A 20489-nucleotide genomic window follows, 5' to 3' on the forward strand; every position below is an offset into this window, starting at 1 on the left:
AATACCGGCCAAACTTACGTTAAGGTGATTAGATTACGATGAATGATGTGGTGGATGCCGGGGACTATTACGAAGAAACCTTTAAAGGGCTGGACAGCGCAGACCGTCGGTTTTCCGCAATAACCTTTGAAGAATGTGAATTTATCGACTGCGATTTCTCCGCTAGTCAGTTTCAGGGTTGCAAGTTCACTAACTGCGATTTTAAGCGCTGTAATTTAAGTTTAGCGGATTTTTCTAACAGCCCGCTTTTTGCAATATCCTTCAGTGATTGCAAACTGGTAGGCGTCGACTGGACCAAAGCAGACTGGCCGCAATATTATCGGGATTTTGAACTTAAATTTGTGCGCTGTTTGCTTAATGATGCGTCCTTTTATGGCCTCACCCTCAATGAACTCATACTGGATGAGTGTAAGCTACACGACGCCGATTTCCGGGAAGGCAATTTTATCGACAGCAAGATGACCCACTGCACTTTTGATCGCAGTTTATTTATGCACACTAACCTTGAGCGCGTCGATTTTACCGATTCCACCGGGTGCTCAATCGATGTGCTGGCTAACGAACTTAAAGGCGCCCGGTTTTCCCGTTATGAAGCTATCCACTTACTGGAGTCCCTGGGAATAGAGCTGGTGGACTAAACGAGTTAGCAGTTTGTAAGGTGTTTAACACACTGCATATCCAATTTGTTGTTGCTAACAGGTATAATCAGACAAACACGTTTCAAAGGACATCCTATGGCCACCGCAGCCGCATTACATATTCTGGTAAGAACTGAAAAAGAAGCGTTGCTATTGTTAGCACAATTGAAAAAAGCCAATGGTAAAAATTTTGCTGCCCTGGCAAAAAAGTTTTCTATTTGCCCATCCGCACGGCGCGGCGGTGATTTAGGAGAATTTCGTCGCGGTCAGATGGTGAAACAGTTTGATGACGTGGTATTTAAAAAAGACCTGCTTACCATTCATGGCCCGGTCAAAACCAAGTTTGGTTATCACCTGATTAAAACACTTTATCGTAATGGCTAATGGTGCCTGAAAGCAGCAAGGCCGGCGCTATTTAGCAACCTGTTGGGATAGCTTTGCAAAAGACTCCGGTCGACCAAACAGCCATCCTTGCCCAGACTGGATGCCAAACTTTAACAGTTCTTTGGCCTGATGGGTCTCTTCAATGCCTTCGGCGATGACTTTCATATGGTGTTTAGCTGCAATTTCAGCAATCAGTGGCACGATAGACAGTTTGACGCCGTCACTTTCAATATCCTTTACAAAGGCGCGGTCAATCTTCAGGAAGTCAAAAGTGTTATTACTCAGTTCCTTGAGGTTTGAGTAACCCGTACCAAAATCATCAATGGCGAGGTCGAATCCGGCCTCTCTTAACTCGCGTAGCGCTTCCTGGACCTTGGTATGTTCAAGATACTCGTCTTCAATGATCTCCAGCGTAAATTTAAAGCGACTGTTTACCAGTTGGTTGTTGTTAATCAGCTTCTGAATGTTGGCATTTTCAATGTCACGGGGAAAGATATTACAGCTGATTTTGAAATCGTCCGGAAATTGCGATGAGTTATTGAATTCGTTGAGAATGTGTTTAAACATCATCTCGGTAAAAGGCCAGGTGAGATTGGTGGCCTTTAGCGTTGGCAAAAACTCATCAGGGTATAATGTGCCCGATCCATCTTTGAATCTGACCAGTGCTTCACAACCGATAACCGCGCCGGTATCCAGTTCGACTATTGGCTGATACAGCCAGTAAAAGTGTCCGTGATGGATACCCCGCTGCAAACGTCTTTCTATAGAAAAGTAGCGCTCCCACATCTGATTAGTGAAAAAATACACTAATACACTAATACACTAATACACTAATACACTAATGCACCCAGTAAGGGGCTCAGGATAAAACCGAATAGCCAGAGTTCACGGTATTGCTTGAAAAACTTAGTGGCAGACAGCGAAAAGAAAATACACAGATCGGGGGTGTCTTTTGAACAAGCTTGAGTGGAGGGGGAAAAGGCCTGTAATACTGGGGTCAGGTTATGATGCTTTTGCCACAAGCCTTTTTCACCACGCAGATGCCGGGCATCGGCACTGGAAGGGAGTCCCCAGGTGATCGCTAAACTGTAGCCGGGTTTAAGGTACTCGGTAAAATCTGCGGCAATAGAATAAATACTGTAATGGTACTTACGGTATACCGTGATATGAGAAATTCTGCCTGGCCAGATAGACAATTCAATGGGGTAATTCACCCAGATGGAGACGCCATCACGGGTTGTTATTGTGTGCTCGGTTAACGTTGAGGGAATGGCTCTGTCATCATAGCTCGTGGTGCAGGTAAGGGTTTTGCCATTAACAATCGAAATATGCTTAATGTAGCGGGAGCGCAACAACCATTGTCGCATGATAAACAACGCTTCTTTATTGCACTCACTTAGCTGTTCATTATGCAGTGCATCCAATACGGTCTTTGCGTCATCCACCGCGCCTTCAAGACGGGTTATCATTTTCTGAGCAATATCCTGCTGTTGCATTTCAACATTCGACACAATCATGGAGATGAAAGCGAAAAGAATTAAAACAAAACTTATCCCACCCAGAAAGGAGGCTAATAGTCTTTTTTGAAGTCTTCTCGTCACGAAACTGCCCTGAATCATTCATGCCTGATGCTCATTACAGTATAGAGCGTAATACAAAAGATGTGCTGACTGAGAATTAAAATGAAGCCGTACCAAAGCATAGGCCAATGTAAGCTGACAAAATTGTCACCTTAGTTGCCAGAGTTGACAGGCTACCTTCCGCTGCAATGTAAATAAAATGTTGATATGTCAGCAACTTTTGCTAACCAGGCAGGGAAAATAAGGGCTTTGTACCAAAAGTGGAAGCTGAGTTAAGTTTTTCTTGAACAGGCATAAAGGTTGCTTTGTAGTAGAGGCTTTTCTTCTTCTTACTTTTCGGATACTCATACTATGGATATTAAAAAACTCGTCCTGGCCGTCATCATTGGCGGCGTGACCACCACAGCAATGGCGGTGGATAAAAATGCCCTGCGCACGCAGGCTAAAATGATGCACGGGCCTATTCCTGAGATTATGCCGGGTGCAGAAAGCGATACGCCGGCATTGATCGACCTTGGTGAGCGTTTGTACTTTGAAACGGCTTTATCGGCCGACGGCAGCCAGTCGTGTAACACCTGTCACCGTATTGATGGTGGCCTTGGCGGTGTCGATAACGAGTCAACGTCGCTTGGAGTGAAAGGATCCCGTGGCGACCGGAATTCACCATCTGTGTGGAATGCCGGTTTCCATGTCGCTCAGTTTTGGGATGGCCGTGCTGAGGACCTGGCGGCACAAGCCAAAGGCCCTATCCTGAATCCGGTAGAAATGGCGGTGCCAGACGAGCAAACAGCGATTAATAACCTTAAGGCAGCAGGCTATGAAACCCTCTTTGCCGACGTCTTTAAAGGCCAGGCTGAGCCGCTCAATTACGACAATCTGGCGAAAGCGATTGGTGCCTTTGAACGTACGCTGATCACCGTAGACCGCTTTGATGAGTTTCTCGCTGGTGACGACAGTGCCATGACCGAAACGGAACTCAAAGGCTACCAGACCTTCGTTCAGTCGGGCTGTGCATCCTGTCACAATGGCGCGTTGTTTGGCGGTGCCATGTACATGAAAATAGGTCTGATCAACGCTTATGAAAACAGCCACGATCTGGGGCGATTTGCCGTAACCAATAATCCGGCCGACAAATATGTATTCAAGGTGCCAAGCCTGCGTAATATTACTAAAACCGCGCCTTATTTTCATGATGGTGCGGTAGCCGAACTGGATGAGGCGGTTGCACAAATGGCATGGATGCAGCTGGGCCGTAAGCTGAGTGATCAGGAAGTCTCTGAAATTGTGGCTTTCCTGAGCGCGCTGGAAGATACCCATACCATCACGGTTAAGTACTTAAACAGCGGAGCTGAGGTTGGTCAGTAATGCTTTGAGGTAGCTCCTTTCAGGGAGCTACTTTACCTCTGTAGCCAGCGAGTCGGCGATATCAGGTTTGGCTCGTTTGGTCTTCTTGGCTTTTTTCAATGGCGGGCACAAGTCGTCATTATTGTAATAAACAATACACTCAAGACACTGCACACACTCGTTATAGTCTACCTTTCCTGCCGGTGTAATCGCCTTAATATCGCACTTGTGATAGCACATGGTACAGGGTTTTCCGCACTCCTTGCGACGGGTTAACCATTCAAATTTGTGGAAGTAGCCAAGTACTGCCAGTCCGGCACCTAACGGACACACATAACGGCAATAGAATTTATTGATAAACAGGCCGAGCCCCAGCAGCGCCAGGGTGTAGAGTACAAACGGCCAGTAGCGCACAAAATGTAAGGTAATGGCAGTTTTAAACGGTTCTACCTCGGAGAGTACCTCGGCCGCCGACAGCGAATAATAAGAGGTGCCGGCCAACCCAATTAAAATAGCGTACTTAATCCACCATAAGCGCCGGTGGAGGGAGAAACTAATCTTGTACTGGCGAATACGGAAGCGCTTTGCCACCCAGCCGACCATTTCCTGGAGTGCGCCGAAGGGGCACAGCCAGCCGCAAAAAATACCGCGACCAACAATAAACAGGCTGATAAAAACGTATAACCAGAGAATAAATAACACCGGATCCATCAGGTATACCTGTAAATCAAACCCTTGATAGACCGTTTGTAAAATGGGGAAGATGTTCACAATGGAGAGCTGTCCCTGGGCGTACCAGCCAATAAAGAACAGCGTGAAGAACATAAAACCCCAACGAATCTTACGAAATAAAGGCTCGTTGGCGGAAAGCTTATGCTGCCACACAAAAATGGCGGTCACTGCGATTAAGCTCAGTACCAGAATGGTGATGGAGAGCCAGCGCATTTTCCATACTCTTACCCAGGCTGGCAGCGGTTTTTCCATCACTTCCACTTCGGCGATATCAAACAGCCCCTCTGGCAGCGCGTACTCATTGGCAAACTGGGCCTGTTGCTTGATGAGATGATTTTTAGCCACTTCGATATTCAGGTTTAACTGCATGGGCACACTGGGGTTAAACCCCGACTGTGTATTGACCGCAAACAGCTGTAAATCTTCAGTGGCGGCAATATCGCCCTGTAGCGCCTGGGGCTCAAAACTAAAAAAGTTAAGGTCGCGCATAGCGAAGGGCAGTTCATTTTGCGTCAGGCTTACCTGGCTGGGCACGGTGCCGGGCTTAAAGTCGTCGTCGAGATAGCTGAAATAGCCCTCCGACATCACCATAAAGGCCTGTTCATTGGGCTTAAGCATCGCCTGAAGACGATTAAAGGCTGCTTCTCCTAACAGGTTACGACCGATTAGGGGAGAATTCAGATAGGCGTAATAAACGGTGAAGTTATCATTAAAATCGGTATCGAAGGTGTCCGACGGATAATCGTCCAGGTCGCTGCCCAACGCTTTCTCGAAGTTTTCGCGGCTGATTTGCCACTGTTTCAGGTAACCTTTCTCAAGCAGTTCAGAGGTTGAAAGCGGTTGGTAGTTATCCTGTTTCGCCGTGGCCGCCGGCGCACTGGCAAAACCGGTGAGTTTGTTTCTGGCAACTTGCAGAGCCGAGAGTAACACCGTATCGCTCATTACAATTACCGATACGGTCGCTTTGGTAACACCGTCTACATGGACGGTATTGTCGTTGGGATTGGTGTCGTTGCTCGCGCTGTCGACGATAACGCGGTTAGACACGTTCTGACCAATGTACTGGTCGAGAAACTGCCGCATGGGCTCAGGACCCAGACCGTGTAAGAAAATGGGTTCGTGATGATGAAGAATATCGATGCCGACAATATTGCCTTCCACATCGATGCCAATAAGCAGGTTAATTCGGTCACCGGAGAATCCGGGGAGCTCTACTAAATCGTTGCTTTGAAACGCGTAACCAAGCAATTCTTGTAACTGATATACGGGATAGACGGGGTAGTCAGCTTGCTTGTCGCCAATCACGGTGGCTTTGGGGAACAGTTGTTGAATTCGCTCGGGAGTAATATTTTCATCAGCCCGGCTTTCAACAGTAATGCCTAAGCAAGTAAGTAACCAGATACCGAGAACAAATGCGAAACGTTTCATTGGGCTCCCTGCAGTGGGTGGGGCAAGTAGCGATGACTAAACTACCTGCCCCGAGGAGAAAAAACGCGACAAACCCGGTGGGACTATAACGGTTTGTCGCGGTGCCTCTTAACTACGAGGCAATTTGAACGTCCAGACAGTACCACCCTGGTTAATGTCTTTAACTTTCTTGGCAACTTCACCACCCCACAGAGGAACGGCGCCACCCCATCCAGATACGATGCTCAGGTATTGTTCACCATCCTGTTCCCAGGTAATAGGTGAGCCAACGATGCCTGAACCCGTATTGAACTTGTAAACAATTTCACCGGTTTTAGCGTTAAAGCCGTACAGGTAACCTTCTGGCGTACCAGTAAATACCAGGTTGCCGGCTGTTGCTAAGACACCACCCCACAGAGGCGCGTTGTTTTTGTATTCCCAAACAACTTCACCGGTTTTAGGGTCAACCGCTTTAAGAGAGCCGATGTGATCGAAGATCGGTTTGATAGTGAAACCAGAACCTAAGTACGCAGCGCCTTTTTTGTAGTTAACCGGCTCATTCCAAATGTCCATGCCCCATTCGTTTGAAGGTACATAGAACAGACCAGTGTCCTGACTAAACGCCATAGGCATCCAGTTTTTACCACCTAAGAATGACGGTACAGCCCAAACGGTCTTACCTTTTTTGCCATCTTCGGCGTCGGCTGGGTTACCCGGACGCATATCGTCGTCGTAAATTGGGCGGCCATTTTTATCCAGACCTTTGGCCCAGGTAATACCGCTGACAAATGGGAAGCCACGAATGAAGTCACCATTTTCACGGTTAAGGACATAGAAGAAACCGTTACGGTCAGCCGTTGCAGCCGCTTTTACGGTTTTGCCTTTATCTTTGTAATCAAACGCGATTAACTCGTTAACACCGTCGAAATCCCAACCATCGTGTGGTGTGGTTTGGAAGTGCCAAACAATTTTGCCGGTATCCGGGTCGATTGCCAGACGAGAAGAGCTGTACAGGTTGTCGCCAGGACGTAAGTGTGAGTTCCATGGCGCAGGGTTACCAGTACCCATAAAGATCAGGTCCTGATCCGGGTCGTAAGTACCGCCTAACCAGGTCGCTGCACCACCAGTTTTCCACAGGTCGCCGGTCCAGGTTTTATTGGCTTCGCCACCGGTAATGCCGTTGTCTTTGCCATTTAAGGTGCCCATGTGGCCCTCAACGGTAGGACGAGACCAAACCAGTTCACCAGTTACTGCATCACGGGCTTCAACTTTACCCACGATACCGAATTCACCACCGGAAATACCGGTCACTACCATGCCTTTAACAATCATCGGCGCCGCAGTAAATGAATAACCGGCTTTATAATCGCCCAGGGTTTTACGCCATCTTGGCTTACCGGTTTTCTGGTCCAGTGCAACCAGTTTGGCATCCAGGGTACCGAAGATAACTACGTCGTCATACAACGCCGCACCACGGTTGATTACGTCACAACAAGGCATAATACCGTCGGGTAAACGGGCTTCCCATTGCCATAACTCATCACCCGTTTCTACGTCGATGGCATAGATACGAGAGTAAGAAGCGGTAACGAACATAATGCCGTCTTTAACCAGCGGCTGTGATTCCTGACCACGTTGTTTCTCACCACCGAAAGAAAAAGCCCAAACCGGACTCAGCTTCTTAACGTTGCTAGTGTTCATTGTGTCAATTGGACTAAAGCGCTGTCCACGTGGACCAAGGCCATAGCTGACCACGTCACCTGGGGTTGCCTGGTCATTGACGATATCTTTGTCTGTCACTTTCGCCTGGGCTACGCCGGTCATGGCGCCAAGGGACAGGGTTAAACAGAACGCAGAGCTGAGTAAGCGGCCTGAAACTCTTTTACTTTTCATCAGATTTCTCCAGTGTTTCAACGGGGTTTGGTACCCTTTGTTACAACGTCCGCGGCTTGTTCATCAAAAAGCATGCGACGGTTGAGTGTTGTGTTCGTCCACTAGGCGAGTATAGAACAACATACCTACCTAAGAGTCCTCAGAATCAGTATCAGTCATCATTTTGTTAACAACCATTAAACCTTGGGTTATCATTTTTAGTTCGTTGGTAGTAATACTTCGCTGAAGGGCCTAACTGGTGCGGCTTTGACGGTTTAAAACTTGGCGTAAAAATAGCTAAAAAGGCCGCGTTTTAATGAGAGAAACAGCGGCCTTTGCGTGTCTTGTAAAAAAAATGTAATGCTTATTCGGTGCGGTGGTAATCGGGGATTTCGTAGCTCAGGCCGTATTGTAAAAACAGCGCTTCCATTTCCCCGTTTTTAATCATCGGTTCAGTGATAGCCTGTATCGCATAAACCAATTCCCGGTAATCCTGTTTCACCGCCATACCAATGTCCCAGGACTTAATGCTCATGGCGGCCAGGCCGTCTGCACTGATATCGTATTGTGCCGGAAGGGGCGCAAAGTCTGATTTATTCATATCCCCTGAGGTACTCATACCCCATTGCAACTGGCCTTTCATACCGGCTACCGCCGCAACTTTGCCTTCTTGTAACTGCCTGATGCCGTCGAATACCGACTCCACATGAACCAGTTTGTCCCTTAACCGGCCACCAATGGTCGCGCCGAGGAAGAAACTTGGCAGTGAATCCAGTTCAACTGCAACGGGTTCGTACTGAAAGATAGCCAGGGTGCGAATATCGTTAGTTTTCTCGTGATCGCGTAACAGTGCCCAGCTTTCCTGCTGGTACGGGCCAAACATCACTACTAAGTCATTTTTCGGCAGGCCGTATCCATCGATAGCATAAGCAAATTTGCGATCGTAGGGGACACGTAACATTAAGTCGGCTTTCTGGCGGGTAATGATATGGCCTTTCCAGATGGCGTTGCGCAAATCATCTTCAAGGTTTTCGTCGGCGTTGATCCACATCCACTCCAGATCAACACCCAATCCCGCCGCTATGCGTTTACCTACCTCAATATCGACACCTGCAGGTTCGCCATCCCTGAGGTAGGAATAGGGGGGGAAGTCGTTGTAGACAGCAATGGTTATCTGGCCTTGCTCAAGAATATCCTCATAACTCTTAGCCATCACTGAGGTGGCTACTACACTGCAAATTAGAAGAACGATTCTTAAAACCATTACTGCCCCTTAACTTTCTGATTGTTGTGTAATGCTTACTCTGGCACGCCTCGGGTTTCGATGTATGCTTTGATGGCCCACATCGCTTCCTGAGAAAGAATACCTTCAAACGGAGGCATGTAAACACGACCGTCCACTACGGCACCATTACGGATACGTGTCATAAACCAACCGTCGGCTTCTTCGGTACTGAAGAATTCAAATTCGTCATTCAGTTTACGCAGATCAGGCGTGATTCCGCCAGAAATAACTTCCAGTCCGTGACAACGGGCACAGTTCTGGTTGTAGGCTGAATCGCCAATCTTAATTGCCAGTTCATTGCCGGTGTACGGGTTAGTTTTCAGCCACTCATCGCCTAGCTGGGGTAATTCACTGGTGTCTACTGCTTGCGGCGTTACATCACCGTGAGCCATTGCATTAGCGGTTACCAGGGTAAGTACCGCCAGCATCGCGCTGCGCAAAATAGTTAAATACATCTTCATCTCGGTTTCTCCAAAAGCTGCCACATTGAGTTGTCATGCCTGTTAAATGTTGCAGTGAAGTAAAAATAGTCATCAATAGGTTTTCATGTCTACAACAAAGCACAGGGTGAAAGTTAGGAGATCTGGGGTTTCCTTCCAATTGTACTTAGGTAGTAAACCTTTCATCCTTTTTGCTCATTTCAACTGTGTACAATCATGCTCTACTATTGCACCATAAGGTTAAAAAAGGGTTTTGTTTTTGAACATAAAAAAACGCGCAGATTACAAATTTTACACCTGTTTAACGTGCTTTTCGCGACACGTTCGCGTCCTGTTTGCGTTAGTTGTCGGTGTTGTTTTGGCGCCTGGAATGGCTCATTCCAAGGCACTAAATATAGATGTGATTTATGTTCGGCAATCAGCAAACGAAGCTGCGCAGCCTTTATTACTTAAGAAAACCCCGCTGAATGTTACTCTTGCCGGTGCAGAACTGGCCATTATCGACAGCAATACGACGGGCCGGTTTTTGCAGCATCATTATTCGCTTTCCCGCGTAACCGGCGCGAATAGCCAGGAGATTATGGCGGCACTTAAGCCGCGTCTTAATGGTCAGCCTGCCATCCTCCTAACAGACCTGCCAACGACTACGCTGAAAGTAGTAGCTGATTTGGCACTCGCCAATGCCAGTGTGATCATCAATGCCGGTGAAGCCGACAATAATTTACGTGTATCTCAGTGTCGTGGTGGCTTGTTGCACACCGTGGCGAGCCGGGCGATGTTAACCGATGCCATGGCGCAGTTTTTTATGTCCAGACGATGGCGTGAGTGGTTTGTTATTAGCGGTGAATCGGCCGCAGATGAAGCGTACAGCGCCTCTATATTACGCTCTGCGAAACGTTTCGGGGCAAAAGTGGTAGAACAAAAAAACTGGAGCTTCGATACCGACCTGCGCCGCAGTGCACAGCGGGAAGTGCCCCTGTTTACTCAGGGTGACGATTATGATGTTGTGCTGGTCGCCGACGAATCGGACCTGTTTGGCAACTATATTCCTAATAATACCTGGTTACCCCGACCGGTAGCCGGCACCCATGGGTTAACACCAAAAACCTGGCATTGGGCGCTTGAGCAGTGGGGGGCCACCCAGTTACAAAACCGTTTTTACGAGCAGTTCGGGCGTGAAATGCTCGATACAGACTATGCGGCCTGGCTGGCCGTTCGCAGTATCAGCGAAGCCGTTACCCGAACTCAAACCGATAGCCCGAAAGCGTTGTATGAGTATTTGGTCAGCAGCGAGTTTGAACTGGCGGCATTTAAAGGCAGAAAGCTGAGTTTTCGGCCCTGGAACGGGCAATTGCGTCAACCCATCCCATTGGTGCACCCAAAAGGTTTGACCTCTCTTTCGCCACAGGAAGGGTATCTTCACCCCAGCACGGATTTAGATACGCTGGGATTCGACAAGCCCGAGTCACGTTGTGACATGGCTTATTAAAAGGTGGTATAGAAGTATGCGTTTATTGGTTTTACTGGCAGGTTTGTGTACTGCATGGCTAAGTCAGGCGGAAGTGGCGTACGTATCGAATGAAAAAAGCGATACCCTGACACTGATTGACCTGGATACACTGGAAGTCATTGACACTCTGGATGTCGGAATGCGCCCGCGCGGCATTATTTTTAGTCACGACTATAAGTACCTGTATATTTGCGCCAGTGAATCTGACGCCGTGCAGGTGATGGACCTGGCAACTCATAAAGTTATTCACAACCTGCCCTCGGGGGAAGATCCGGAGCAGTTTGCTCTGCATCCTAATAACCGACATTTGTACATTGCTAATGAAGACAGTGCGGTAGTGACGGTTGTTGATACCGTAGAACGCACCGTAATTGCCCAGATTGACGTGGGTATTGAGCCTGAGGGAATGGCAGTCAGCCCGGATGGCAAATGGGTGATCAATACCTCTGAAACCACCAACATGTTGCACTGGATTGATGCCAGTACCCACGAGTTGGTGGATAACACCCTGGTCGATCAACGTCCCCGTCATGTGGAGTTTAGTAAGTCCGGCGATAAAGTCTGGGCATCAGCTGAAATTGGCGGCACCGTTGATGTGATTGATACCGATTCGCGTAAGCTGATCACCAAAATTGGTTTTAAAATTCCCGGTGTGCACCGCGACAAAATCCAGCCTGTGGGGATCAAGCTGACCGACGATGGCCAGTATGCCTTTGTGGCACTCGGCCCGGCCAATCACGTGGCCGTTATCGATGCCAACACCTATGAGGTGCTTGATTACCTGTTGGTAGGGCGCCGTGTATGGCAATTAGCCTTTGCCAAAGAACAGTCATTATTACTCACCACTAATGGCGTGAGCGGTGATGTGTCGGTGATTGATGTAGATGATTTAAAAGTCATCAAAACCATTAAAGCGGGCCGTTACCCCTGGGGCGTAGTGGTTAAACCATGAGTAATCCGGTGTTAGCGGTAGAACAATTAGGGTTTAATTACGGCACCAAAAAGGCGCTTTCTGAGGTGTCGTTTTCGTTAGCAAGCGGCCAGTACTATGCGTTACTGGGGCCTAACGGAGCAGGAAAGAGTACTATGTTTTCAATCCTCTGCCAGCTCTTGCAACCCAATACCGGAAGCGTAACGGTGAACGGCATCAGCGCCCAAAAAAAGCCGCGTCAGGTGCTAAAGCAAATAGGCATGGTGTTTCAGCAACCCACGCTGGATCTGGATTTAAGCGTTGAACAAAACCTGGCTTACCACGCCAGCTTGCATGGACTACCGGGCGCATTTACCCGCCAGCGTATCAGCGAAGAACTGGCCCGTTTTGCCATGAGCGATCGGCGTAAAGATAAGGTTCGTTCATTAAATGGGGGCCATCGCCGGCGCGTGGAAATTGCCCGGGCGCTGCTCCATCAGCCAGCCATTTTACTGCTGGATGAGGCAACGGTAGGCCTTGACCAGTCTACCCGCGATACCATTAACGATCACCTGCGTCAGTTATGCAGTGACTCCGGGATCACCATTTTATCGTCTACCCATCTGATTGATGAAGTGCGCCCTGACGATGAACTGATTGTGCTTATCCAGGGCCAAATCAAGCTGCAACAGCGATGTCAGGAAGCCATGCAAACCCTGCAGCTCGATTCTGTGCAGGCACTTTATCGCCATTTTCATCAGCAGGGGGCACAATAAATGTACTGGACCTGCTTTGTTGGGGTATTAAAAAGAGAGCTACTGCGGTTCTGGCAACAGCGCTCCCGGCTGATCAGTGCACTGGTGCGGCCGTTACTGTGGCTGGTAGTTTTTGCTGCTGGTTTTCGTGCGGCACTGGGGGTTGCGATTATTCCGCCCTATGAAACTTACATTACCTATGAGGTGTATATCATTCCGGGACTGGCCGGCGTGATCATGCTGTTTAACGGTATGCAAAGTTCCCTTTCTATGGTCTACGACCGGGAAATGGGCAGTATGAAAGTGCTGCTAACCAGCCCTATGCCCAGACCGTTTTTGCTGGTCAGCAAACTGCTGGCGGGCGCCTTTATTTCTATGCTGCAGGTATATGCCTTTTTTGCAATTGCCTGGCTGCTGGACGTGGAAGCTGAACCAATAGGTTATCTGCTGGTTATTCCGGCTTTACTCCTCACCGCCTTGTTACTGGGGGCATTGGGACTATTGTTGTCGTCTTTCATTAAGCAATTGGAAAACTTCGCGGGGGTGATGAACTTTGTGGTGTTCCCCATGTTTTTCCTGTCATCGGCGTTATATCCGCTGTGGAAAATGCGCGAGTCGAGTGAATGGTTGTACTGGATATGCCAGTTTAATCCGTTCACTCATGCGGTTGAGCTAATCCGCTTTGCCCTCTATGGGCAGTTTAACGGGCAGGCGGCACTCATTACTGGTGTTTGTACGCTGATTTTTACCAGCCTGGCGATTTGGGGCTACGACCCTAAACGCGGCATGGTGAAACGCAAGGTAGGCGGTTAGACACGCTGACTAAACATACGGATGGATTATCCCGGTAGCCATTGTAATAAAGGCTAGCTGAATGACAGTACATCCACTAATATAACTTACAGAGCATTAACAGGGTGATAAAAATGGTAGAAATTCTCGTCGCTGATGACCATCCCTTATTTCAGTATGCAATCACCGATTTCGTTGAGCGTAATATTCCCGACACCAAAACGATCAGTTGTATCGACCTTGAAGAAGCGCTAAACACCGCTGAAGAAAACCCTGATATCGACCTGGTTTTGCTGGATCTTAATATGCCTGGCATGGATGGCCTGAATGGTATTGTGCGCTTTCGAAATCAGTACCCGGAAATTCCGATCGTTATTGTGTCAGCTGAAGAAGACAAAAACGTCGTGCTGCAGGCTTTCACGTATGGCGCTGTGGGCTTTATAACCAAGTCATCCAGCTGTGAGCAGATTGTTGGGGCGCTTCAGCAAGTGCTCTCCGGTCAGGTTTATCTGCCGCCGGATATCATTCGCAACGGCGGTAGCAGCAAACCTAAAGATGATTCTGCGCAGCAGCAGATTGATCCCAAACTAATTGGCGCCTTAACCCGCCGCCAGTTATTGGTATTTGAGTGTATTGCCAAAGGTAAATCCAACAAGCAGATTGCTTATGAGCTGAATATCGCCGAAACCACGGTAAAAGCTCACGTGTCGGCTATTCTGACCAAGCTGAATGTTCATAACCGCATTCAGGCGGCACTGTGCGCCGCCAGTATCGACTTTAACCAGTATTTAATGCGTAACTAATTTGCAGCCACTGTGGTGGCTTTGTAAGCCATGGGTAAGTGGTTACCCATGGTATAAGTTGTTACTTTCCCTCTGGATTATCGTATTTGTCAGGTTGTATTCCTGGCCCTTTCAATACCCGTGAAAATTGAGTATTGTCTTTGCTTTACTCTTACAGAGTGTGCAAAGGTTGATATGGAAATCGAAGTAACCCGACCAAAACAATTCGCCGATCTGACCCGCAATTACCGACTACTTGCCGATGGTAAGGAAGTGGCCGTTATCGAACGCGGTACCTCTCAAAACATTACTCTGCCGCCTGACAGTAAAACACTCACGGCTTACATAGATTGGTGTTATAGCCCGGAATTTGCCGTTAGTGATATTCACGATGGCCGCATCGTAGTAAAAAACGCCTTTGCTTCTAACCCGCTTAAAGCGCTATTGCTGTCTCTTTATTACGTGTCGTTGGGTAAACACAAATATCTGAAAATACAGAGCGGAAACTAGTATTTGAAAGAATGCTTTTATCTATCAGGCCTGAGAGTGGAGAGGCAATTTTACCGTTTAACACTCTTCACACATAGGAAAAATAATGACTGAAGCTGAATCTGGTTCATGGATCTGCGCGTTTTGGCGCAGAATTGGTGCATACGTTCTCGATTCTTTGTTGCTTATAGCTGTAGGCCTGTTGCTGGGAGTATTTCTGGAAAGCGTCTTCGTAGCAATGGAGGCATGGGCCGTGCTAGTGGGCTATAGCATTGCTCTGGCCTATTTCGGTATCATGAACAGTGCCGTTGCGGGCGGCCAGACACTAGCCAAAAAACTTTTAAAGATCAGGGTCGTAAACGCTGATAATGGGTCAATAAGTGTTGCCAGATCGCTGCTTCGTTCTGCCGTGCTTCAGGTACCGTTTTATTTAAATGGTGCGGTTTTTTCCGCTGAAAGCTTCCCATCTTGGCTTATTTATCCCCTCAGTATGATTGTTTTTGGCGGCTTGTTTGCCATCCCCTATCTGTATATCTTTAACCGTATTACGCGTCAGTCGTTACATGATTTAGTGGCAGGCACCTATGTGGTGAATGCGGATGCAGAGCGTCAGGCGCCAGAACCAGTGTGGCGAGGACATCTGCTGGTTGTGGCTGTGTTTTTTACGGCGGCTCTTACTGTACCTGCATGGATGTTTCCGCAGGTGGAGAGTGCTACGGTTGAGAATTTACTTGCCGTGCAGTCTGCATTGTCTGACTATCCGGATGTTGCAACTGCTGCGGTGACCGAGGGATATACTACAGTTACTTCCTCTACCGAGGGTAGTAGAACAACCACTTATGTGAGCAGCCGGGTCAGACTTACCATTGATAACGTAGAGAATGAGGCGCTGGCTCGTCAGATGGCGACGACAGTTGCTGCCATTTATCCCGGTGCGCTTGAAACCGATATGATTCAGATAACTTTGGTTTACGGTTATGACATCGGCATAGCGTCTAAATGGACTACCTACAACCACAATTTTAGTACTAATGTGGTGGAGTCCGCCCAATAGCTGCAAATTCATCACAATACAGCGAATAAACTCGCGCTGGTTGTCATCACTGAGTATGCTGGCAACTCATGCTTATTAAACCCGGAGTTAGGAACAGTTAATGGCCACGGATTATTTATCACTGGAATGGCAGACGCTGCAGAATCAGTTCGATAGCTATGAGAAATACAGTTTAATCATTAAGCTGGTCGCCATTTTTACAACGGCTTTAGCATTAGGGTTCGAATTTAACCTGCTGGTAACGGTGTTGATAGTCGGGGTGTTCTGGCTACAGGATGGAATTTGGAAAACGTTTCAGGGGCGTTTTGAAACCCGGTTGCTGGCCATTGAAGCGGCGTTGGCCGCTAATCACAATGAAACCGGCTGTCAGTTCAATCAGCAGTACCAGCAATCGGCGAACAGCGGCCTGGGGTTAATAACAGAATATCTGAAACAAAGCCTCAGACCTACCGTAATGTACCCCTATGTGGTATTGCTTGGCCTGACTTTATCAAGTCTGTGGTGGTAGCCAGCCCCTGCTATTATGCGTTGGCCTTCGACAGCAGATTCGATAACGCCAGCTTCATTTTATGGGGCTTCACGGGTTTATTTAGCAGCGAGTAGCCTTTTTCCCGGACCTTCTGGCGAAGCTCATTGGTGTAGTTGGCAGTGATCATAATAACCGGAGGATGAGGCGCTAAATGCTGGTGAGTAATTTCCAGCGCATCAAAACCCGTATCGCCATCGTCAAGATGATAATCAGCGATGATCAGTTGTGGGTCCAGCTCGGTTAAAAATTCCGGCTCCTGCAGTTCTTCCAGAGTTTGTACCGAGGTTATGTTGCAATTCCAGCTGCCTAGTACGGTTTCCATGCCTTTACAAATTTCATCGTCATTATCGATAAGTAAGATCCGCGCGCCTTCAAGCTGGTCGTTAAAGCGGTCGATTAACGGCGCTGGTGCGGGCTTAACCCGTTCAGAGGAAACATCGGCATAGGGGAGGGTAATGCTAAAACACGATCCCTTGCCTTCTACAGAGCGCACGCTGATCGTGTGATTCATCACACTGGCCAGCCGTTCTACAATGGCCAGACCCAAGCCCAGACCTTTATCATGCCTGCGCTTTTTAGCATCAAGGCGATTAAATTCGCGGAATATCTCGCTCAGTTTATCCTGGGGAATACCAATGCCGGTATCAAATATCTGAATTTGCAGGCCCGCTTTACGCCGTCTTACACCCACTAAAATACTGCCTTCATTGGTATAACGAATAGCATTACTGAGCAGGTTACGCAGTATTCTGGCTAACAGGTAGGTATCGGAATGGACCAGCGTTTGGGCCGATTTCACCCTTAGTCTGAGGCCTTTTCTTTCGGCCTGAGGGGTAAACTCATTCACCATATTGGTAATGAGCTCGTTGATTTCAAACTCATCCAGCACCGGCTCAATTAAGCCCGCTTCAAGCTTAGAAATATCCACCAGCGCACTGATCAGCGATTCGAGGTTTTCCAGTGAGTAACTCAAGGAACGGATGAGCCTTTGCGCTTCATCGCCCAGCGTCAGATCGTTTAAGGCATCGGCAAACAAACGAGCGGAATTCATCGGCTGCAGTAAATCGTGACTGGTGGCCGCGAGGAACTTCGACTTTGACTCGTTAGCCCGGTCTGCTTCACGCTTGGCTTCAAGGAGCTTAATTTCGGCTAACTGGCGTTCTTCAATTTCGTTGCGCAGTTGCAGGTTAATTTCTGAGATTTTCTTGGTGCGCTGGTTAACCCGTTGCTCCATATAGTCGTAAGCATGTTTAAGCGCACGGGCCGTGCGCCGTTGTTCGGTAACGTCCTGTTCGAGCGCAAAGAAACCAATAACGTTGCGGTGCTCATCGAAATGGGGAATGTAGGTTTTATTTGAAATCCTTACGTTATCCGGGTCGCGGCTGTGTTCCAGTTCAAAATTCACTGCCTGGCCGAGCATAGCCCGGGCGATATGGATGGTCAGGGTCTGATACTCTTTTTGCCCCAATACGTCGCTAAGATGATGATTAATAATTTCATCGCGCGAGCGGTTAAACCATTTTTCAAACTCGCGGTTCACGAACTCGTAACAGAGATCTTTATTAACATAGGAAATCAGCGCCGGCATGGCATCGGTAATCAAACGAATACGCTGTTCACTTTCGCGCAGGGCAATCTGGTTACGGCTACGCTCGGTAATGTCGGCAAAGGTGATCAGAATGCCGCCACCGGGGATCAGGTTACGCCTGACCAGTAATACCAGATTGTCATCCAGCATCATCTCAACTTCCAGGAAGTCCTTGTCTGGTGCAACATCAAAGGAAATCGCATCTAACAGGGCCCTGGCAAAGTCGTTTTGCTGCATGAGCTCAGCAAACACATCACCCCGGTGCACACCGCTATCTGAAAGCTTTAGCAGCTCGAAAAAGCGCTGGTTCCAGGTTTCAATTTGGCGGTCGGCGTTTATCAGTACCACCCCCTGAGACATGTTTTCCAGGGTGGCCTTGAGCAGCTCAGCCTGCTCTGTCATCGCGGTTTCGTAGCGTACTTCTTCAGCCAGTTTAATGTTGGTGATATCGGTATACACCACTACCAGGCAGTTATCGTTGGTTTTACGTTCCTGCATCTGGATCCAGGTGCCATCCCGGAGTTTGAAAATGGTTTGTGCTATGGGGTCAGGATACACGCCCACTTTCTTCTGGGCTTTCGCCTTGTGATCAACCAATACCAGCGAGGCGGCGGTAATTTCCTGAAAGGAGGTTGTGCCTAACTCATACCTAATATTGTGCTGTTGCCAGAACTCGGCGCAGCGACTGTTAACCATCACCATCTTGCGGTCTGCGTCGAACAGTGCAAAGGCATCGGAAATACTCTCTATTGCGTCACGCAGGCGCTGGCGGTCCTGCTCTGCCTGGATTTGGCTTTTCTCGGTTTCCCGGCGAGCCAGCTCAAGCTGTTGGTTGGATTCTTCCAGGCGGTGCAGGGTTTGCTGCAGGCGGTAGGTACGTTCTTTTACCTTATCCGCCAGCATGGCGGCGTCTTCAAAAGACTGGTAAGCGTCACTGTGATTTCCCCAGCCCATTTCCACCCGACGCATGAGCACCCGGTTAATTTTCTGCAGCTTTTCGTTTTCGTAGCGCAGCCGTTCGAGTTCATCATCGCCGGCCATTTCCGGCGGCTCGACGGCGACTTCAGGCGTCAGTGGACTTGAGGTTGGTTTCAATGGGCGCTCCAATCGCTACGCCGGTAAAAGTATGGTTCAAGTGTAACCCATTTATCTGCTCACCGTAGGTATTAAATCCAATCACATGATTAGCTCGGTATAGCTCAGACATGGAGTCTTCCAACTGGTATTTATCGATTTCAGCACGGCGGTGAATACAGTCAAAACCAATGAGTAATTCAATGTCGCCAACATTACTGCGAATATCATTGAGGATCATGGTGGAGTGCGCATGCAGACCACTGGATTTCATTTTAGTTAGCACAATACCGGCATCGATAGCACAGAAAAATGTCAGGCTTAAATCATCGTTGACCTGCTGAATACTGCGGATGTATAGGTGATCGCCAATTTGTACGGCCAGCGGGTGCATCGCAAAAACTTCGGAAGTTAGCTCTTCAAGTTTTAAGCCGTTTATCCGGCAATACTCCAGTGCTGCAGGTTCGGCGTTAAATTCTTCCACCACACGTTGTCCCGGTGCGGTTTGGGTAACCACCAGTTTATCGTTGTCGGGCGCTAAATGATGATGGCTGAAGACATCAAAATAACAGTTACTGTTAATCAGCATAAATACCGCGGCACTGCTGTAAAAGCGGCCATTGCAGTACACCTGGGTATCGACAAAGTGCTGGTCGTCGCCGGCAGAGCCGCCTACCAGCGGAATGTCCTGCATGCTCATATTGAGTGCATCGATAACCAGTTCTTCACGAATGGATAAACCATCCAGTAAGGTCATGCCGAAGGAGTGTTGTTCTAACGGGCCCGGCGATACCGCTTTGCGGCGAAGTTTGTCGAGCATGGAGTTAACCAGTACGTCGGCATCGCGTTCAGAAAAAGCGGCCAGATTTTCGATAAGCACGGTTTCCACAGCAAAGTGATGCTTACTCAGGGCGAAGGCGCTGATGGAATGCTTACGGCAACCGTCAGGGGTGATTTCACCGGCCGACGTACAGCCAATCACGGGGATATCACCAAAATAGCGGTTTAGTTCTTTTGATAGCTGTTCCAGTGGATAACGGGTACAACAGTAAAATACTACGCAGGCTGCTTCGCAGGGGGCCAATGCATGGTAAATGTCCCTTGCTGCAATAACAGGATCGAGACTTTCAGAGCCGGCTCTGGCCACAGAGGGTGAGTCGAAGACTTCAACGGCTTGACTAATTGGTTGCGACAGCATGGATACTCCCTAAACTAGGGTGATTGGATGCATTACGCTGTGCCAAAGGGCCGAGATACCAATTCACCGCTGTCGATTTTATATAATTCACAATTGTTTAACAAGATTAGTAAGAGCGTTTTACGA

Annotated in this window: 19 protein-coding genes; 11 read left to right on the top strand and 8 right to left on the bottom strand. The window is 48.3% G+C overall.

Annotated elements, in window-relative coordinates; all coding sequences use genetic code 11:
- The first annotated feature begins 38 nt into the window (after positions 1–38).
- Together AC27IB_RS13380 and AC27IB_RS13385 are read left to right on the top strand one after the other, a co-directional pair.
- Entirely contained in the window at positions 39–638 is a 600-nt protein-coding gene (locus AC27IB_RS13380; protein ID WP_487121485.1) for a pentapeptide repeat-containing protein, read from the top strand.
- Positions 639–734: 96 nt separating this feature from the next.
- Positions 735–1022: a peptidylprolyl isomerase gene (locus AC27IB_RS13385; RefSeq protein ID WP_296047531.1), complete on the top strand. Its 288-nt coding sequence runs from the start codon at positions 735–737 to the stop codon at positions 1020–1022.
- Between the two features lie 27 nt (positions 1023–1049).
- Here the strand turns inward: AC27IB_RS13385 and AC27IB_RS13390 are convergent, their stop codons facing one another.
- Both AC27IB_RS13390 and AC27IB_RS13395 read right to left on the bottom strand, forming a co-directional pair.
- Complete coding sequence (locus AC27IB_RS13390) at positions 1050–1829, bottom strand: EAL domain-containing protein (protein WP_296047533.1); 780 nt, start codon at positions 1827–1829, stop codon at positions 1050–1052.
- Positions 1830–1852: 23 nt separating this feature from the next.
- Positions 1853–2623, bottom strand: coding sequence for a CSS-motif domain-containing protein (locus AC27IB_RS13395; protein ID WP_487121488.1), 771 nt, complete (start codon positions 2621–2623; stop codon positions 1853–1855).
- A 330-nt stretch (positions 2624–2953) separates the two neighbouring features.
- On the opposite strand from AC27IB_RS13395, the gene AC27IB_RS13400 reads away from it, so the two are divergent.
- Positions 2954–3967, top strand: a complete 1014-nt coding sequence (locus AC27IB_RS13400) for a cytochrome-c peroxidase (protein WP_487121490.1) — start codon at positions 2954–2956, stop codon at positions 3965–3967.
- Positions 3968–3994: 27 nt separating this feature from the next.
- Here AC27IB_RS13400 and AC27IB_RS13405 read toward each other — a convergent pair whose 3' ends face one another.
- From AC27IB_RS13405 to pedF, 4 genes are all read right to left on the bottom strand, one after another.
- Positions 3995–6106 (bottom strand): 4Fe-4S binding protein, encoded by a 2112-nt coding sequence (locus tag AC27IB_RS13405; RefSeq protein WP_487121492.1) that lies wholly within the window; start codon positions 6104–6106, stop codon positions 3995–3997.
- Between the two features lie 108 nt (positions 6107–6214).
- Positions 6215–7909, bottom strand: coding sequence for a PQQ-dependent methanol/ethanol family dehydrogenase (locus tag AC27IB_RS13410; RefSeq protein ID WP_487121540.1), 1695 nt, complete (start codon positions 7907–7909; stop codon positions 6215–6217).
- Positions 7910–8321: 412 nt separating this feature from the next.
- Positions 8322–9221 carry a substrate-binding periplasmic protein gene (locus AC27IB_RS13415; RefSeq protein ID WP_487121494.1) on the bottom strand — a complete coding sequence of 300 codons (900 nt, stop codon included), beginning with the start codon at positions 9219–9221 and terminating at the stop codon, positions 8322–8324.
- Positions 9222–9256: 35 nt separating this feature from the next.
- Positions 9257–9703 carry a cytochrome c-550 PedF gene (gene pedF, locus AC27IB_RS13420; protein WP_487121496.1) on the bottom strand — a complete coding sequence of 149 codons (447 nt, stop codon included), beginning with the start codon at positions 9701–9703 and terminating at the stop codon, positions 9257–9259.
- A 349-nt stretch (positions 9704–10052) separates the two neighbouring features.
- On the opposite strand from pedF, the gene AC27IB_RS13425 reads away from it, so the two are divergent.
- From AC27IB_RS13425 to AC27IB_RS13460, 8 genes are all read left to right on the top strand, one after another.
- Positions 10053–11171, top strand: a complete 1119-nt coding sequence (locus AC27IB_RS13425; protein ID WP_487121498.1) for an ABC transporter substrate-binding protein — start codon at positions 10053–10055, stop codon at positions 11169–11171.
- Positions 11172–11187: 16 nt separating this feature from the next.
- The gene (locus AC27IB_RS13430) at positions 11188–12144 is read left to right on the top strand and encodes a YVTN family beta-propeller repeat protein (protein WP_487121500.1); all 957 of its coding nucleotides are present in this window, start codon (positions 11188–11190) and stop codon (positions 12142–12144) included.
- Complete coding sequence (locus tag AC27IB_RS13435) at positions 12141–12878, top strand: ABC transporter ATP-binding protein (RefSeq protein ID WP_487121502.1); 738 nt, start codon at positions 12141–12143, stop codon at positions 12876–12878. The genes AC27IB_RS13430 and AC27IB_RS13435 overlap by 4 nt, the downstream gene beginning before the upstream one ends.
- Positions 12879–13670 carry an ABC transporter permease gene (locus tag AC27IB_RS13440; RefSeq protein ID WP_487121504.1) on the top strand — a complete coding sequence of 264 codons (792 nt, stop codon included), beginning with the start codon at positions 12879–12881 and terminating at the stop codon, positions 13668–13670.
- Between the two features lie 113 nt (positions 13671–13783).
- Complete coding sequence (locus AC27IB_RS13445) at positions 13784–14452, top strand: response regulator (protein ID WP_487121506.1); 669 nt, start codon at positions 13784–13786, stop codon at positions 14450–14452.
- 174 nt (positions 14453–14626) lie between these two features.
- Positions 14627–14941, top strand: a complete 315-nt coding sequence (locus tag AC27IB_RS13450) for a hypothetical protein (protein ID WP_487121508.1) — start codon at positions 14627–14629, stop codon at positions 14939–14941.
- 85 nt (positions 14942–15026) lie between these two features.
- On the top strand, positions 15027–15974 hold the full coding sequence (locus AC27IB_RS13455; protein WP_487121510.1) for an RDD family protein: 948 nt from the start codon (positions 15027–15029) through the stop codon (positions 15972–15974).
- 100 nt (positions 15975–16074) lie between these two features.
- The gene (locus AC27IB_RS13460; RefSeq protein ID WP_487121512.1) at positions 16075–16482 is read left to right on the top strand and encodes a hypothetical protein; all 408 of its coding nucleotides are present in this window, start codon (positions 16075–16077) and stop codon (positions 16480–16482) included.
- 13 nt (positions 16483–16495) lie between these two features.
- Here the strand turns inward: AC27IB_RS13460 and AC27IB_RS13465 are convergent, their stop codons facing one another.
- Positions 16496–19186, bottom strand: coding sequence for a NahK/ErcS family hybrid sensor histidine kinase/response regulator (locus tag AC27IB_RS13465; RefSeq protein WP_487121514.1), 2691 nt, complete (start codon positions 19184–19186; stop codon positions 16496–16498).
- Complete coding sequence (gene nosP, locus AC27IB_RS13470) at positions 19155–20363, bottom strand: nitric oxide-sensing protein NosP (protein WP_487121516.1); 1209 nt, start codon at positions 20361–20363, stop codon at positions 19155–19157. Before nosP ends, AC27IB_RS13465 begins: the two co-directional genes overlap by 32 nt.
- Between the last annotated feature and the right edge of the window lie 126 nt (positions 20364–20489).

This window comes from Alteromonas sp. 4NH20-0104 (assembly GCF_057547795.1).

What these genes read in the sequence shown, in the direction of transcription:
- AC27IB_RS13380 (WP_487121485.1), top strand. Translation starts at nt 39, where the DNA reads ATGAATGATGTGGTGGATGCCGGGGACTATTACGAAGAAACCTTTAAA.
- AC27IB_RS13385 (WP_296047531.1), top strand. Translation starts at nt 735, where the DNA reads ATGGCCACCGCAGCCGCATTACATATTCTGGTAAGAACTGAAAAAGAA.
- AC27IB_RS13400 (WP_487121490.1), top strand. Translation starts at nt 2,954, where the DNA reads ATGGATATTAAAAAACTCGTCCTGGCCGTCATCATTGGCGGCGTGACC.
- AC27IB_RS13405 (WP_487121492.1), bottom strand. Translation starts at nt 6,106, where the DNA reads ATGAAACGTTTCGCATTTGTTCTCGGTATCTGGTTACTTACTTGCTTA.
- AC27IB_RS13410 (WP_487121540.1), bottom strand. Translation starts at nt 7,909, where the DNA reads ATGACCGGCGTAGCCCAGGCGAAAGTGACAGACAAAGATATCGTCAAT.
- AC27IB_RS13415 (WP_487121494.1), bottom strand. Translation starts at nt 9,221, where the DNA reads ATGGTTTTAAGAATCGTTCTTCTAATTTGCAGTGTAGTAGCCACCTCA.
- pedF (WP_487121496.1), bottom strand. Translation starts at nt 9,703, where the DNA reads ATGAAGATGTATTTAACTATTTTGCGCAGCGCGATGCTGGCGGTACTT.
- AC27IB_RS13425 (WP_487121498.1), top strand. Translation starts at nt 10,053, where the DNA reads ATGGCTCATTCCAAGGCACTAAATATAGATGTGATTTATGTTCGGCAA.
- AC27IB_RS13430 (WP_487121500.1), top strand. Translation starts at nt 11,188, where the DNA reads ATGCGTTTATTGGTTTTACTGGCAGGTTTGTGTACTGCATGGCTAAGT.
- AC27IB_RS13435 (WP_487121502.1), top strand. Translation starts at nt 12,141, where the DNA reads ATGAGTAATCCGGTGTTAGCGGTAGAACAATTAGGGTTTAATTACGGC.
- AC27IB_RS13440 (WP_487121504.1), top strand. Translation starts at nt 12,879, where the DNA reads ATGTACTGGACCTGCTTTGTTGGGGTATTAAAAAGAGAGCTACTGCGG.
- AC27IB_RS13445 (WP_487121506.1), top strand. Translation starts at nt 13,784, where the DNA reads ATGGTAGAAATTCTCGTCGCTGATGACCATCCCTTATTTCAGTATGCA.
- AC27IB_RS13450 (WP_487121508.1), top strand. Translation starts at nt 14,627, where the DNA reads ATGGAAATCGAAGTAACCCGACCAAAACAATTCGCCGATCTGACCCGC.
- AC27IB_RS13455 (WP_487121510.1), top strand. Translation starts at nt 15,027, where the DNA reads ATGACTGAAGCTGAATCTGGTTCATGGATCTGCGCGTTTTGGCGCAGA.
- AC27IB_RS13460 (WP_487121512.1), top strand. Translation starts at nt 16,075, where the DNA reads ATGGCCACGGATTATTTATCACTGGAATGGCAGACGCTGCAGAATCAG.
- nosP (WP_487121516.1), bottom strand. Translation starts at nt 20,363, where the DNA reads ATGCTGTCGCAACCAATTAGTCAAGCCGTTGAAGTCTTCGACTCACCC.